The sequence below is a fragment of the Paenibacillus sp. JT31N11 genome, from assembly GCF_056269285.1.
The window spans coordinates 95466-110876 of sequence record NZ_JBWDNQ010000015.1 but is presented as its reverse complement, the minus strand read 5'-3'; the positions used below and the strand labels follow the sequence as shown (position 1 = coordinate 110876).

Sequence of the window (15411 nt, the reverse complement as noted above, 5' to 3'; positions counted from 1 at the left end):
AGCTGCCCTGCGCAGCATCAAGGATCTGGCGATTTATTTCATAATATGACGGATTTGAAAAGCTGCGGCCGCGCCGGCTGATTCCTCCTTCATAACTTCATGATTTCTTTACCCAACCATGCATCAGCGCTAATAATCATGAACTACTGTGAAGGTATCATCCGTAAGGAGGAGTGGGCCCTATGCGAATTGCCGTGTTTTCAGACACTTTTATTCCGCAGATCAATGGCGTTGCTCTTACTTTGAAACGCTGGACCGATTATTTATCCGACCGGGGAGTCGAGTGCAAGCTGTTTGTGCCGACCGAACCGGATCCCTCTTATGAAGATCAGGTATGCAGGCTCGCCAGCCTCCCTCTCCTGCTCTATCCCGAATACCGGTTCGCTATTCCCAATTTGCTCCGCATCCGGCAGCAGCTTTCCCGGTTCAAGCCTGATCTTGTCCATATCGCTACCCCGTTCAATGTCGGACTCGCCGGTCTTTCCGCCGCCCAAAAGCTGCACATCCCTGTCGTAGCCTCTTACCATACCCATTTCGACCGCTACCTCGAATCCTATCGCTTTCCTTTTGCCCGGTCATGCTATTGGCCGTATATCAAATGGTTCCACCGTTCCTGTCGCGCCATCTTCGCGCCTTCGCTGGAGACGATAAGCCTGCTGGAAGCAAAAGGGTTAAGCAATCTCGCCTTGTGGACTCGGGGAGTCGACTGCAAATTGTTCACACCCGCGAAGCGTTCGCAGCGTATCCGGGAAATTTACGGGATCACGGAGCGGTATCTGCTGCTGTTCGTCGGCCGTCTGGCGCCGGAGAAGGATATGGATATCCTCTTCCAGCTGATGCATCGGCTGCCGGATCCGATCCGCAATCAAGTCCATCTGCTGATTGTCGGCGACGGCCCGATGATGGAGCAGGCCCGGCAGGAAGTGCCGCAGAATGTAACGTTCGCCGGCTATCAGAGCGGAGAGTCGCTGGCGGAACTGTACGCATCCTCGGATTTGTTCGTGTTCCCGTCTTCGACCGAAACATTCGGCAACGTCGTGCTGGAGGCTGCGGCGTCCGGGCTACCCTCTATTGTCGCCAATAGCGGAGGCGTGACCGAGATTGTACAGCACGGGAAGACCGGGATGCATGCACAAGCCAGAAATGCGGAGAGCTTCCTCGCGGCCTTGACCGACTGGTTCGAGCACCCGGACAAATGGCGGGAGTTCGGGGCAAGAGCCAGGGCCTATGCGCTAACGCGCACCTGGGACCAAGCGATGGAGGTCATCTATACGCGCTGCCTGCAGATCGCCGAAACGGAGAATAATCAACTGGCCGCCGCAAGTCAAATCCTGACGGCTATCGCGGAAGAAGACGAAATTGCCTGAAGCTGACACACATCGGCACGACGCATAATCACATCCAAGATTCAGTAGGAGGTTATGGGATATGGATACCGGAACTCATCTTCTGATTGGCGCCACGTTGGGAGGACTTGCAATCTCTCTTGCCGATCCCGCTCTCATCAGTCATTCGACCGCCGTCTACGGGTTATTCGCGGCAACAATCATCGGCTCGAACGCTCCGGATTTCGATACCGTCATCCGTATTCGCGGGTATAAATCATACCTGCAGCATCATCGGGGCTTCAGCCATTCGCTTCCCATGCTTGCGGGGTGGCCGCTTGTCCTCGCCCCATTGATCGCCCTCGCTTTCCACGCCTGGGCCTATCTGCTCCCGATATTTCTATGGACGATGGCCGGAGTGGTGTTTCATGTCTTCCTCGATTTATTTAATGCCTACGGCGTGCAGTGCTTCAGACCGGTTTCGCGGAGATGGTTCCATGCGGATATCATCCCGATCTTTGATCCGATTCTGTTCTCTCTTCATGCAGCGGGGCTGCTCCTGTGGGTGTTCGACGTCTTCGGGGCAGCGGCTGTCTTTCCGTTTGTCTATGCTTTAACCTTTCTGTTCATCGGCTGCCGCCTCCTGATTGGCCGCTTCATGCTGCAGCTTGTCCGCCGTCGTTACGGAACCGCCGGCTATTCCTTCCTGATTCCACGGGGGCTTCCCCACGAGTGGAAGTATGTTCATGAAACCGGGCAGGCCTATATCACGGGCTCGATCCGCGGATTGACTTTGAAGGAAGAAGCGATCTTCGAAAAAGGGGAGCAAAACGATATCATTCACGCGGTCATGGGCAGCGACGGGGTCCGAACATTTCTCCGCTTCACGCATCGCGTTCATATTTCCTGCCAGAAGCTTCAGGACGGATACAAGGTTGAGCTGCGCGATGTCCGTTTCCGGCACGGACATGATCTTCCTTTCGGTATGGATGTCATGCTGGATGAACGGCTGCAGGTGATCGGGGACACGATCGGGTGGAGAAAGAAGATGTGGGAGCCGCCATATGCATGATATTCGGGGGAGGCAGTTGAGTACGTAAGGGTGGTTATAGTGCTGGAATCTTTGGATAAGAGGGCGCCTAGCAGCAGGTGCTCTCTTCTTTTTGCCTTGCTGCACAATAAACCGAGCCGCCTGTCCATCAATCAAACGGCAGCGCGAACGATGAAGTGATCCACCGTTGTTGGCAGCCCTCTTTCAACCGCATGCCCGGAAAAAATCCGCTCTACTTCAGACAAGCTTTCATTGATGACCATCTCTTGCAGGGATGGCAGCTGACCGAAGCAGCACATTTTAATAATGTCCATAGGCTCCTGCAAATATTGGACAGCCGTGACCGTTTCGATTTCAGCTTGAGTAATTCCCCCTTCTTCAAGCTTATTCTTGATTTTGTCCCATACGGGAGTTCCATCAGGAAGCGGTTCAAAAAGATTGGGGAAAAGCCGCGGCAATTCTGGAGACATGCGATCCCCGGGATGCAGACCAAGGATATGCCCGCCTTTTTTTAAGATCCTTTTTAAGTCTGCATAGGCGGAGGTCGGACCTTTGCGATTGTAAGCACAATCAAACGCTTCCGTTTCAAACGGAAGCTTGTGCTTCGTATTGGCCGTAACAAAAGATACGTTAGCCAGATTGCGGCTTCTGCCCGTTTCAATAAAGTCGCGTGTGATATCCAAACCCACAATCTGCTTCACAACCGGGCTCCATTGGATGGTGAAGTCGCCGTGACCGCAGCCAATATCCAGCACCTTCTTATTCTGAACCATCAGCGAGACCTCATCTCTAAACTTACTCTCGCCATTCGGCTCCGCGACCGTCGAATTCCATGGAAAAGCATACTCCCCTGTCAAACGCGCAAGCTGAGCATACCATGCATGCGAATGAGGCGTTAACCAGTCCTTGTGTGACCTCGGGTTTACAAGCTTCGGATACACGATAAAACCTCCTGCTCATTCAAAATCTCCTTAAAATTCCATTCATCCCCTTTCAATATAAGTAATTTCCTGGGTCTATTCAATGCTTTCCTGGATTCGAATGATTCGTAAAATTAATTCCAAGACTGATTTAAGTAAAATTTGGAATCCTTATAATTTCAACAGATTATTTGTTCAATTCCTTTCACCGGCAGGGTTTTGGAAAGGATTGTTTTTGAATATAACCGGAAATCTGACCAGCCCAGATAAAGCATAATGTGGATGAAATAATGGGATAGTAAAGGCGTGGCAAAATAAACTTATATTCAAAGGACGGTGTCTCATTAACATGGTGGACAATCAATATCCTCGCTTAAGAGGAAAGCTTCTCAAATCGGCAGCAAAGTTTCTCGGATCCGCCCTATTAGTAATAGCGCTGATGACTGGCTTTCCGGATGTCAGCTCGGCGATCGGTAAAGGGGCGAAAGGGCCGGATGTATACGTCATTCAGGGAATGCTGAAATCACTTGGCAGTTACGCAGGCCCAATCGATGGGAATTACAATGCTCTGACTGTCATCGGCGTCAAATATTATCAGAAGAAACATGGACTTCCGGCGACTGGCTCAGTGGACAAAAGGACGCTCAAGTCGTTGGTCTACGTGTACGCAAGCAAGAAGACCGGAACCCAAATGCACACGCAAAGTAAAGGTAATGGAAAAATACGCGAGCAAGGTATTCGCGGCGGCAAAAATGGCGGCGGTATGGGCGGTGGACAAGGCCACGGCGGCGGTATGGGCGGTGGACAAGGTCATGGCGGCGGCACTGGTGGTGGACAAGGCCACGGCGGCGGCATCGGCGGTGGTCAAGGCCACGGCGGCGGCATCGGCGGTGGTCAAGGCCATGGCGGCGGCACTGGCGGTGGACAAGGTCATGGCGGCGGCACTGGCGGTGGACAAGGTCATGGCGGCGGCACTGGCGGTGGTCAAGGCCATGGCGGCGGCACTGGCGGTGGACAAGGCCACGGCGGCGGCATCGGCGGTGGTCAAGGCAATGGAGGCGGCACTGGCGGTGGACAAGGCCACGGCGGCGGCATCGGCGGTGGTCAAGGTCAAGACTCCGGTCGGGGACAAGATCGGGGCCAAGAAAAAATAGAAATCAAACAAGAAGATCAAGGGCAAAAAATTGAAGAGAAAGCCAAGGAAAAAGACAACAAAATTCAAGATGACAATATTCAAGAAGACAAGGGCCAAGTAGAAGAAAAAACCAAAGAAGATACCAAAAGCAAGGATTATGGCCAAGGCGGAGAAGGCAGCCATGGGCATGGTGACAAGCAAAGTCAGGATCAAAATCAAGGAAACAGCCAAGGTGATAATAAAGGCAGCGGATATGGTCAATCAAAAGACACGCAATAAAATCTCCGGCAGCCTTCAAGCCTGATCAGAAACAAATATAAGCCGGGAAGCTCCCAATGGAGGGGTCCCGGCTTATTTAACTTCTCTATTCGGTTAATCAGATTCTAGCCCTTCACGGACCCCAGCATAACGCCTTTGGCAAAATGCTTCTGCAGGAACGGATAAACGAGCAGAATAGGCACCATGGCCAGCACAATGGACGCCATACGGATCGTTTCCTGCGGAATAACCCGGTCGTCGGACCCGCCGGACCCGCCTACGCCGTTGGAATCCGAATCGATAACAAGCGATTTGATCAGCACCTGCAGCGTCCATTTCTTGGCATCGGTCAAATAGATCAGCGCATTGAAGTACGTATTCCAGTAAGCGACTGCGAAGAATAAGGTGAAAGCGGCGACAGCCGGCATGGACAGCGGGACAATAATCCGCCAGAAGACGCCGATATCGGAGCAGCCGTCGATGCGGGCGGCATCCTCAAGCTCCGGGGGGAGCGTATCCAGAAAGCTTTTAATCACAATCAGGCTCCAGGCGTTGGTCAGGCCGGACAAGATCAGGGACCAGTGCGAATTGAGCAGTCCAAGATCCTTGATCAGCAAATAGTTGGGCAAAATCCCGGCATTGAATACCAGCGTAAAAATAACGCCTCCGAGCATCACATTCCGGCCGGGCACGGCTTTCTTGGTCAGAACATAGGCAAATGTGAATGACACGATAACGCTCAGCACGGTTCCGATACCCGTCACGAACACGGTGCTTTTCAAAGCGTTCATAAAGCTGTTGGTCGACAGAATGTACCGGTACGCCGACAAGGACCATTTTTCCGGGAACAAATAAAATTGCATCGGCACATAGACCTTCGGATCGGTGAAGGAAACGCTGAATACATAAATAAACGGAAAGACGCAAATGATCGACATGATCGCGAGCAGAGAGTAATTCACATAATCGAACAGAGTCAATCTTTTGGAAGCTACGAAACTCAAAGTTGGTCCCCCCTTAATAAATGCCCTCTTGACCCAGCTTCTTCACCGTATAATTCGACAGCAGGACAAGGATCAAGCCTACAACGCCTTTAAACATCCCTACAGTTACGCCTACGCTGATCTTCCCTACAAAGCGGTCTCGTATTCTTCCAGAGTGGTCGGAACCGGCAAATTAAACTTGTCCAGCCAGTCCTTCCGCATTTTGATGCTGATATCGATTTGCGGTCGGTTTCGCGGTATCCCGAATATGCCGCCGCCTGCCTTCATATAATTCCATATTTCCTCATAGCTGTTGTTTTTCAAATTCGGGTACTTGCTGAAGTCGCCCAGGAATGGCGTCAAATCCCAGAACGCTCCCTGATTGATGGCATTCTGCAGCGTCGGGCGGGTGGTGCTGGTAGCGACGATGACCTCCGGAATATTGCCGGAAGCCAGCACCAGGTCAAATTTGGTGTTGTAGTCGCCTGAGGGAACCCATTCCACATCCAGTTCGGTTTGGCTGCTATTCTGAAATTCCGTCCAGTATTCATCGTTCATATCCGGTACATCGGCGTATGACGGAACCATAAATTGAACGCTTAGTTTTTTCGCAGCCTCACCCGTTTGCGCCGCCTTGTTCCCATTCTGACCGGTGCCGCCGCATCCTGCGACAACGCCCAGGGAAAGTGCCAGCACCATGGTCAAGCCTAGAGCCTTGCCAGAGAAAATGTTCATATAGACCTCCCAAATTATTTTTAACCCGCTGCCGGATTATTGGACGAATCCGCATCGTTTGGCAACGTTTTCATCATTTATCTTAACGGCATCCCGGACTGCATGTAAGTGACAGATCTTGAACTGCCTGTGAAAATCGGGGTAAAAACAAGGATTGGCAGTCCTTTGTCATGGTTTGCGGCAGCTTGAAGGCTGGCGAACAACAAAACAGCCGCCATCGGTAACAACCGGTTGGCGGCCTGCTTGGTGGAGCATGTAGACGATGAATTTCCGCTACTCCGTGATCTCCCACTGCGGATTCCAGACGACTTCCCACAGATGGCCATCGGGGTCCTGGAAGTGTCCGGAGTATCCGCCCCAGAAAGCATCATGCGCCGAGTCCGTAATAACGGCACCAGCATTCCGGGCCTGCTCCATGACCTGATCCACTTCTTCCTTGCTGCCTACATTGTGGCCAATCGTAAATTCGGTAGAACTTGATGCGGTCTGATGAACCTTCGCCTCATGGGCGAGATCCTTACGATTCCAGATGGCGAGCTTCAAGCCTGCCTGCAGATCAAAAAAAGCAACGGCGCCATGCTCGAACTCTTTGCCAATGATGCCTTGCGTCGGCAGTCCCAGTCCCTCGCGGTAGAATGCCAGCGATCTTTCCAAATCATCCACGCCCAATGTGATTACCGTAATCCGTGGTTTCATCATATACCTCCCTGCGCGATTTGCTGTTTCTTCACCCGGCAATACCGGCCTCAACCGCCAATTTGAATCCATTATATCCTAGTATGAAAAAAAGCCCAACCTCCCGCTCGATAGCGGCAGACTGGGCGGTGATTCATCTGGAACCTCTTATACGCTTCTCTCATCTTCAACTTAGAACTCCACATTCAGCTCAACATGGTCGAGTATTTCCTTCACGCGCGCGATCTTGAACGCGTCAGCCGGCACTTCGCCCGACTGATAACGCTTGCCCCGGTTAAATTCGCCCAGATAAAGGTGTTTAAATATCCTTTGCAGCTCATCCAGCTCGAACAATTTGACGGTCCGGACTTCTCCGTCTACGGAGATATGCAGGCTGGATGCCGGATTCATCTGCACCAGCACCTTGCCCTCGAAAGCGTTTCTTCCCGGCTCATCATCCAACCAGTACTCACCGCCTGCGGGTTTCCCCGCTTTACGCACATGAACATTGACGTCCGACAGATAGCCTTTATTCACAAACGGTTGATTCCGAATATATACCGGGCTGGTAATCGCAACATTTCCTGCAAAATCATAGCACTTGGCAATGACGAAGCTGTCTTCTTTCACTTCTATCCGGTGCGTGCAATCATATTGCATGTCGCTCACGGCATACTCGGCTGCAATATCGCCATTGACGATCAGCTGTACGGTCGAAAGCGATGCCTCAAAACAGCTGAAAGCTTCTATAACAATCTCGAACGCCTCCCCGCTTTCATAGGAGAACACGGTGCCCGGCAGCTGCCCGTTTACCCTCATAACCAGAATGGGACCGGAGCTGACAATATTCCTGCCGTTCTTCATAGCAGCACCCAATGCCTGCATGCTGAACTCTTCCAGAAAAGCATACGTCTTGTATTGGAGAAACCGCTGCTTCGGAACTGCGTCGAAGGAAACATCCGTTTCCGCCACTCCGGGAAGAAAATAGCCATTCCGCAAAGCCTCGAACCATAAGTCCTGATACGCTTTCTTGTCGCTGCCATAGCCCATGATGACCATGCCGTCAACGGCACCCGTCAACAGATCAAACGCCAGCGTGGATGCGATATTCGTAATGAATACGTCATGCATTCCCCACCACCAGCTCGTCGGATGAGCGGCGAACGCGAAGGAGTGCTCCTGCTTTTCCGCAAGAACGGCTTCATACGGATAGGAGATTTCATAGCGGGGCTCGTCTCCCTGCCGGTTGCTGTCATTCCAGGGATCCCACGCCTCGTCGTAATATTTGCTGAAGGGGGGCTTCTGCACAAAATTGAACAGGCATATATGTCCATACCTGCATTTGACAAACTCGTTCCCGATATCGATGATGAAGCCTTCCTGATTGATCTGATTGATCTGCCTGATATCGGAAGCGAACTGCCCGCGGTAAGGGGCATCACTCTTATACTCTTTGTTTAAATACTCCAGATGCGTTTCGTGATCATAAGGCGAGCCGGCATAGAAGAAATTGAAATCCTCCGCCATCATAACCGTAGAGGCCCATCCGAGGTTTCCGTTCACCAGGTTCTCGTTCCTGGAAACATGGGAATGCGCATCGAATGAATAGAGGCCAAGCTTCCTTGTATCCACCAGAGGCTTGAGCTGCACACGGATCTCGACATTCCCGGTATGCACAGCCGCAGTGTGGCGGACTGGAGCATACAGCTTGCCCTTGAACACCTCGATCGTGTATTCGCCGTTGACCGCTTCAAAGTCATGTTCCCCGCTGCAATATATAATTTCGCCTGCATTCCCGTTATCCTCAACCGGCCCGTTACCGGATTTCCGGATCACAATTCTGCAGGGCGTTAATTGTTCATTGGCATCATATACCTTAATCCTGATTCCCATGCTGTCCCTCCAAAACAATTGGAATTGCTGTCATAACGCTTATTGAATGGCATGGATGGACGAAATGCGCAGCTGGGGATAATAAATCCCTTTTCGTTCCTTGAAATCAATCGTCGCCACACCCGTTAGCTCAAAGCGGAAGCCGCCTATCGGAAATGCCCTGACCCCGAGCAGAAAATTCAGCAGCGTCCCCAAAGAACCTCCATGGGCGAATACCGCTATGGACAGATTCCGGGCGTGCTCTTCAGGCACAAACCCGCCCATGCGGCTGTGAATGCCCAACCGGCCCAGCTCCTTCAGAAAAGGCGGGATGATCCTGGCGCTCATTTCAAAATGTCCTTCGCCCATGTCCGTCTTCCAGCTTTCTTCGGCATACACATCTTCCGCCTGCTGCTGGATTTGTTCATATACCGTGCTTGGAAGGCTCGCAAGCTCTGGGCTTGGCATCCATTCATGCAGAAAATGCAGCACTTCAATGTCTGTCTCTCTTCCGGCCATAATAATTTCAGCCGTCTGCAGAGCCCTGCCGTACGGAGAGGAGAAAGCATGATCGAAATGCACATCCTTCAACGCCTGCGCCGCCGCCTCCGCTTGCGGAATGCCTGACTCTTCGGTAAGGCAGCCCTGTACCGGTCTTTCCGGGCAAATGAACGGATCCCCGCACATTTCTCCATGTCTGATTAAGGTCAATTTCATAATCGGCATCACCTTCAGTCCTGTGAATTTTCCCAATAAAGTGGATAAGGCCATCCGGCCTTATCCACCCGCAGCTTCATTACGATTATTTCAATCCCAGCTTCGTGAGGTTCTTCTGGTAATTCTCGGTGACCGCAGCCTCGACTTTAGCCGCTCCCGCATCATCCATAGCCTTGATGAACTTAAGCCATTCCTCGTGCGAGGCTTCTGCGGAATTGGACAGAACAGGCTTATAGACGGCATCGCCGAGCTTGCTGTCGATCGTGCTGTACATCATCGTGATATCCTGCGGCAGTCCTGTCTCAATACCTACGAAAGGCGCGCTGTCGAAGTAATATTTGCCAAGCGCCTCATCCCGCTGTGCAAAGTCGACCCGGCCTGTCACTTTAGGGTCATCCTTCAGCACCATATAGGTGCCTGTAGGGGATTTGGGGACGTCCGTGCCCACGAAGTGCCTGTATAGGCCAATCCCCGTTTCTTTGGCAAAGCTGTCATCGCCTTCCCCGTTTTTCCATCTCTCCAGATATTCGGGCTTCAGCGTAGGAACGCCGTCCTTCATTTCCCACTGCGTGCCTTCCGGCCCGTTATGCGCCATGAAATTGCCTTCCGGCGATGCCAGGAAATCCAGCAGCTTGATCGCCGCTTCCTTATCCTCCGTCTTATCGGTTATGACCGCATAGCCATTGCCTACACTGCTTATGTTTACGAGCTGCGGCGTTTCGCCGCCGGGTATGCTGACGGCAAAATTCAGGAAGTACATATTTTCCGCATTCGGCACATTCGCCGCCTTGAATTCGCCCCAGGCATCGGCGACCATATTCCAGGCTCCGATCGTAGTTGCGATTCTTCCCGTATTGACCTTTTCTTTCTGCCAGGCATCCGGCTCCACGACGAATGAATCGGGATCAAGCAACCCTTCCCTGTAAAGCTTATTGTAAAATTGCATGGCCGTTTCCGCCCAAGGCTCTCTGAACCAATATTGGACTTTCCCGTCTTTGACGGTCCACTTGGCCGTTCCGGAGCCTCCCATAGCCTCAAGGCCCTGCAGGAAGTTGTTCCAGGAACGTTTGAACGTTCCGATTGGCCACACGCTTTCGCCGCTGCCGGTTTTATTCACCTTCGGATCGTCCTTGATTTTTTTTAAAACCGCATAGATGTCGTCGGTTGTCTCAATCTTGGGCGAGCCGATGGCTTCATAGATATCCTTTCTGATCTGAAAGCCGAAGCCATAGCCAGCCGGTGTAGAGCCTTCCGGGATATTGCCGTATTGCTGAGTCAGACTATACAAATGATTGTCGTCCGTTTTAAGGAAATTAAGCGTTTTTTCTCCATACGCCTTCTGGATATTGGGTCCATTGGCTTCAATAAGGGGAGCCATGTCAACCAGCCGGTTGTCGTCCAGCATCTTCTGATACGTCTCCGGCTGCAAATTCGTAATGATATCCGGGTAATCACCCGACGCAAGCTTGAGTCCCATAGCCTGGGCGCCGTCGCCGGAGATAACCTCCCATTTCAGCTTGATATTCAGATTGTCGAGCAGATACTTGGCGATCGGATTGTCATCGTACACAGGATCGCCTGTACCAAAGGTCGGGGAACCGCCAGCCGCATTCAGCACGGTCAATTCCACTGGAGGTTCTTTCGCATCGGGTACCGCAGCGTCCGTTTCGGAACCAGCATCCGCTGTCCCCGCATTTGCGGCCGCATCAGCTGCCGGTGCGTTATTTTTAGCCGGTTCCGGCTGGCTGCAGCCCGCAAACACGGCGGCAAGCAGAAATACGACTAGCCCTACACTTGCCATTCTGGTCCAACGTCTCATTTCTCCCATTTCCCTTCGTTATATAGATTATCTATCTGAAAGTTTCAGCAATGGCCGTGAGATCAAATCGTCATCTGACCCCGGCAATCATTGAAATCCTCATTCCTTGACTGCTCCCATGGTCATCCCGCTTACGAAATATTTTTGCAGAAATGGATAGACGCACAGAACCGGAACGGTTGTTACTACGATGGTAGCCATCTTGATCACCTCGGACGTCGGCTTGTTCTCGCCTCTCATGGAATCTATCAGCGCGCTGTAGTTGGAGCTCATGCTCTGGGCTTGCGACTCCATCAGGATTTTGACCAGGATGCCCTGCAGCGTTGCCAGTTTCCCATCGTTCTTGGTGTAGAAATACGTATCATTCCACGAGGTCCAATGCCCGACTGCATACATCAGGGCAACCGTCGCCATAACCGGCGCAGCCATCGGGATTACGATCCGCATCAAGATCCGTATCTCGGAAGCACCGTCAATCCTTGCCGATTCGAGCAGCGCCTGCGGCAGATCCTCGAAGAACTGGCGCATGATCATGATCGGCATTGCAGCCACAAGGCCGGGGAGAATATATACAGCGAAATTATCATAGAGACCGAGACTCCGGATGAGCAGAAATTCGGGTATGATGCCGCCGTTAAAATACATCGTGAACACATACAGAAAGATGAACGTTCTTCTGAATAACAGCTGTCTGTTCGACAATACATAGGCAATGACCGCCGTGCTTGCCAGATTGACGATCGTCCCGAGAACCGTCCTCAGTACGCTGATATAAGCGCTGTGCGCCAATAAAGGCTCCTTGAAGATGAGCTCGTAGGCCGCAACCGAGAATTTCCTCGGCCACAGGTATATGCCTTTTATCATGGCGTCCTGCCCGTCGTTAAACGAGATCGCGAAGATATTGATAAAGGGGTAAATGACCGTGAACGACAAAAGCAGCAGAATAATGGCATTAAGTACATGGAACGTCTTCTCGCCTCTTGAAATCAGCACAAATCCACCTCATGGAAAAATCATCTTAAAGTATGGTGCAAAAATGGCCTTCGGTTCGTACGGGCACTTTTTCACTAAAACACGCCCATCTTAAACAGCCTTCTCGAAATCATATTGGCGATGATGACCAGCACCAGACTGATGATACTCCTGAACAAGCCTACCGCCGTACCGTATGAATATTCGAGCTGCTGCAGCCCATATCGGACGATATACGTATCAAGCACCTGCGAATGCTCCATATTCAAGGGATTGCCCATGAAGAACTGCTGATCGAGCCCCGCGTTCAGCACGTAACCCAAGCTTAGTACCAGCAGAATAACAATGGTCGGTTTTATGCAAGGGAGCGTAATATAGATAATTTGCTTCCACTTATTGGCCCCGTCGATAATTGCCGATTCATACATCTGCCTATCTATGGCTATAATAGCGGCTATATAGAGAATGGAGTTGTATCCGGCGCTTTTCCATACATTCAGAAAGGTGATGACCGGCCAGTACAATTGCTCGTCGCCCAGGAAGTTTACAGGCTTATCGATAACATGAATATCGACCAGGAACTTGTTAATGGAGCCGCCGTCAATAGAAAACAGCGTGAAAGCCATGCCCGCAACGACAACCCACGATATAAAATGAGGCAGATACGAAACCGTCTGTACGAACTTCTTCATGTACAGGTTCCGGAGCTCGCATACCAGTATCGCAAACACGATGGAAGCCGCCGTTGTAAAAATCAACGAAAGCACGCTGATGACAACCGTATTTCTCATAACGATCCAGAAATCCGACGAATTGAAGAAATACTCGAACCACTTGAAGCCCGCCCAGGGACTTCCGATAATTCCTTTGGAGAAGGAATAATCCTTGAAGGCAATCAGATTGCCGTACATCGGATAATATTTAAATAAAAGCAGATGGGCCAGGAAAGGGATCAGCATGAGCATCAACACTTTCTGCTTCTTCAGTTTCGAAAGAAGATTCTGAATCCCGGTCAAATGGATAACTTCCTTTCACCTGATGTTTTGGTTTCTCTCTCTACTTAAATTTTAGTGCCGGCAGGCCGTGCCTTCAATTCAAATATCCATCGAATGCTTATAGTAAATATGGCAGTTGGATCAGGCAAATTGTGATGGATATATGCATTTTTGATAGATTCTGCATAAAATGAAAACGCCGTTGAACCGACATGGCTCAGCTGGCGTTTTTAATGGTGATTTCTATTAATGTGCCAGGGGTTCTCCGTGCTGCGCGAATCCTTATCTGGTCCCCGTACAAATATTTCAACCGCACAATCGTATTGGTAATTCCGTAGCTTGCGCTGCTTGTCATCGTATTCAATCCGTTCATATCCTCAATCAACCGGACAAAGTCTTCCTCAATCCCGGACCCATCGTCCATGATGCGGATCCGCACTCCCGTTCCTTCGAAACGGATGATTTCGATCGATAGATTCAAGGGCTGCTCACGCACGATTCCATGCACGATGCTGTTCTCGACAAAGGGCTGCAGGGTCATTTTGCATACCTGCAAGTCGTTCAGGCTCTCGTCCATCCGGATTGTTAAACGAATGAGACCGCTGTAGCTCAAATTCTGCAGCTCGACATAGCTTAGGACCAGTTTGATTTCATCCTGGATGCCGATGATTTCGTTTCCTTTGCTCAGGGCAATTTTATAAAAATCGCTTAAATGATCGATGATGTGCATAATCTGCTGCTGCTTCTCTCTAAAAGCTATCCAGCGGATGGCAGAGAGCAGATTGTACAGAAAATGCGGGTTCATCTGCATCTGCAAATATTTAATCTCGCTTTCTTCCTTCTGCTTCTGGACGTTTAATATATCGCTGTTCAGGCTGTTAATATTCCGGGCCATCGTATAAAGCGCCTGATCCAGCAAATAAAACTCGTTCACCTGGCTGATCGTCGGCTGGATATTCAGATTGCCCTTATCGATTTCCTTGATCTTGGCGACCAGCTTGTCTACCTGCCCGGCAAATCTTTTCGAGAAAAGGAAGGCCAGAAGCATCGATACAAGGATCAGAATGGCTGTGTAGAAGATAATATAGTAGGTTATGTTTCTCTTTTCCTTCTCGATCTCGTTGGAATCATACAGTACGGCAAGCGACCAGCTGTCGTTCACCTGCTCGCTGAACAGATAATAGCGGGTATTGTCATAAACCAGCTTGCCCGTCGCCTCTCCTTCGCTGACAAAGCGCTTGACGGGCGCATTGATTTCCTTCCCGATCGATCCTCTGCTGTTGGAGCTGATCACCTGATTCTGGTTATCCATGAGGAACAGATAATTGCTCGCCATTCCGGATTTGTAAAGATCATAGAAGCTCTCTTCGTTCAATTCGATGACCAGCACGCCTCCGGGCGCATAGACATTCAAATACTTCATCAGGACGATTTTATACGCGCCGCTTGCTTCATCCCGGTAACTGGCCCATACATCCTTGCCCCCTGCATCCAGTGCCTTCTGAAGCAGATCCACTCGGCTGAATTGACCCCAGATCCTGATTTCCTTTCCGTTGCTGACCAGCCCGGCATCCCTTTTGTAAATGCTGATGCTGCTGATCTCCGTATTATTGCTCAGAATGCTCTGGAGATTGTCCGTAATCGAATTGAACTTCTCAAACATATCGTAATCGATTTTTTGATTATGATAGCCTTCCAGAAAAGTCTGCAGAGCCGTATCGGCATAGATATTTCCTGCAATGGTTTCACAATTATCGACCAATGTCAGCACATTGCTCTTCAGCTGCGCGCTCGTATTTTGAATGAAATCGTCGTTCTGCTTCGCGATGGCTGAATTGAACCTGTAATAAATAATCAAGCTGATGGTGACAGAGCTGACCAGCACGATTGCAATCGTAAAGGCGAATACAACATAGAAAAATTTCACTTTATATGCGGTATTCATAAGTCCTGC

The 15411-nt window shown here is 50.7% G+C and carries 13 protein-coding genes; 3 read left to right on the top strand and 10 right to left on the bottom strand.

What is annotated here, in order from left to right; translation table 11 throughout:
• Nucleotides 1-182: 182 nt before the first annotated feature.
• A complete protein-coding gene (locus AC0YNV_RS33000) occupies nucleotides 183-1367 on the top strand; it encodes a glycosyltransferase family 4 protein (protein ID WP_475771833.1) in 1185 nt (394 codons plus the stop codon).
• Nucleotides 1368-1428: 61 nt separating this feature from the next.
• A complete protein-coding gene (locus tag AC0YNV_RS32995; protein WP_475771832.1) occupies nucleotides 1429-2397 on the top strand; it encodes a metal-dependent hydrolase in 969 nt (322 codons plus the stop codon).
• 131 nt (nucleotides 2398-2528) lie between these two features.
• Here AC0YNV_RS32995 and AC0YNV_RS32990 read toward each other — a convergent pair whose 3' ends face one another.
• On the bottom strand, nucleotides 2529-3317 hold the full coding sequence (locus tag AC0YNV_RS32990; protein WP_475771831.1) for a class I SAM-dependent methyltransferase: 789 nt from the start codon (nucleotides 3315-3317) through the stop codon (nucleotides 2529-2531).
• Between the two features lie 328 nt (nucleotides 3318-3645).
• Between AC0YNV_RS32990 and AC0YNV_RS32985 the strand changes: the two genes are divergently transcribed.
• Nucleotides 3646-4710 (top strand): peptidoglycan-binding domain-containing protein, encoded by a 1065-nt coding sequence (locus AC0YNV_RS32985; RefSeq protein ID WP_475771830.1) that lies wholly within the window; start codon nucleotides 3646-3648, stop codon nucleotides 4708-4710.
• Nucleotides 4711-4814: 104 nt separating this feature from the next.
• On the opposite strand, the gene AC0YNV_RS32980 is transcribed toward AC0YNV_RS32985, so the two are convergent.
• From AC0YNV_RS32980 to AC0YNV_RS32940, 9 genes are all read right to left on the bottom strand, one after another.
• On the bottom strand, nucleotides 4815-5693 hold the full coding sequence (locus AC0YNV_RS32980; RefSeq protein ID WP_475771829.1) for a carbohydrate ABC transporter permease: 879 nt from the start codon (nucleotides 5691-5693) through the stop codon (nucleotides 4815-4817).
• A gap of 126 nt (nucleotides 5694-5819) precedes the next feature.
• Nucleotides 5820-6407 carry a hypothetical protein gene (locus AC0YNV_RS32975; protein ID WP_475771828.1) on the bottom strand — a complete coding sequence of 196 codons (588 nt, stop codon included), beginning with the start codon at nucleotides 6405-6407 and terminating at the stop codon, nucleotides 5820-5822.
• A 273-nt stretch (nucleotides 6408-6680) separates the two neighbouring features.
• Entirely contained in the window at nucleotides 6681-7103 is a 423-nt protein-coding gene (locus AC0YNV_RS32970) for a VOC family protein (protein ID WP_475771893.1), read from the bottom strand.
• Nucleotides 7104-7274: 171 nt separating this feature from the next.
• Nucleotides 7275-8975: a CehA/McbA family metallohydrolase gene (locus AC0YNV_RS32965; RefSeq protein ID WP_475771827.1), complete on the bottom strand. Its 1701-nt coding sequence runs from the start codon at nucleotides 8973-8975 to the stop codon at nucleotides 7275-7277.
• Between the two features lie 39 nt (nucleotides 8976-9014).
• A complete protein-coding gene (locus AC0YNV_RS32960; RefSeq protein ID WP_475771826.1) occupies nucleotides 9015-9671 on the bottom strand; it encodes a histidine phosphatase family protein in 657 nt (218 codons plus the stop codon).
• An 85-nt stretch (nucleotides 9672-9756) separates the two neighbouring features.
• Complete coding sequence (locus tag AC0YNV_RS32955) at nucleotides 9757-11490, bottom strand: extracellular solute-binding protein (protein WP_475771825.1); 1734 nt, start codon at nucleotides 11488-11490, stop codon at nucleotides 9757-9759.
• Between the two features lie 99 nt (nucleotides 11491-11589).
• The gene (locus AC0YNV_RS32950) at nucleotides 11590-12483 is read right to left on the bottom strand and encodes a carbohydrate ABC transporter permease (protein WP_475771824.1); all 894 of its coding nucleotides are present in this window, start codon (nucleotides 12481-12483) and stop codon (nucleotides 11590-11592) included.
• A 74-nt stretch (nucleotides 12484-12557) separates the two neighbouring features.
• On the bottom strand, nucleotides 12558-13478 hold the full coding sequence (locus AC0YNV_RS32945; protein ID WP_475771823.1) for an ABC transporter permease: 921 nt from the start codon (nucleotides 13476-13478) through the stop codon (nucleotides 12558-12560).
• Between the two features lie 196 nt (nucleotides 13479-13674).
• Nucleotides 13675-15402, bottom strand: a complete 1728-nt coding sequence (locus AC0YNV_RS32940; RefSeq protein ID WP_475771822.1) for a cache domain-containing sensor histidine kinase — start codon at nucleotides 15400-15402, stop codon at nucleotides 13675-13677.
• Nucleotides 15403-15411 lie beyond the last annotated feature (9 nt).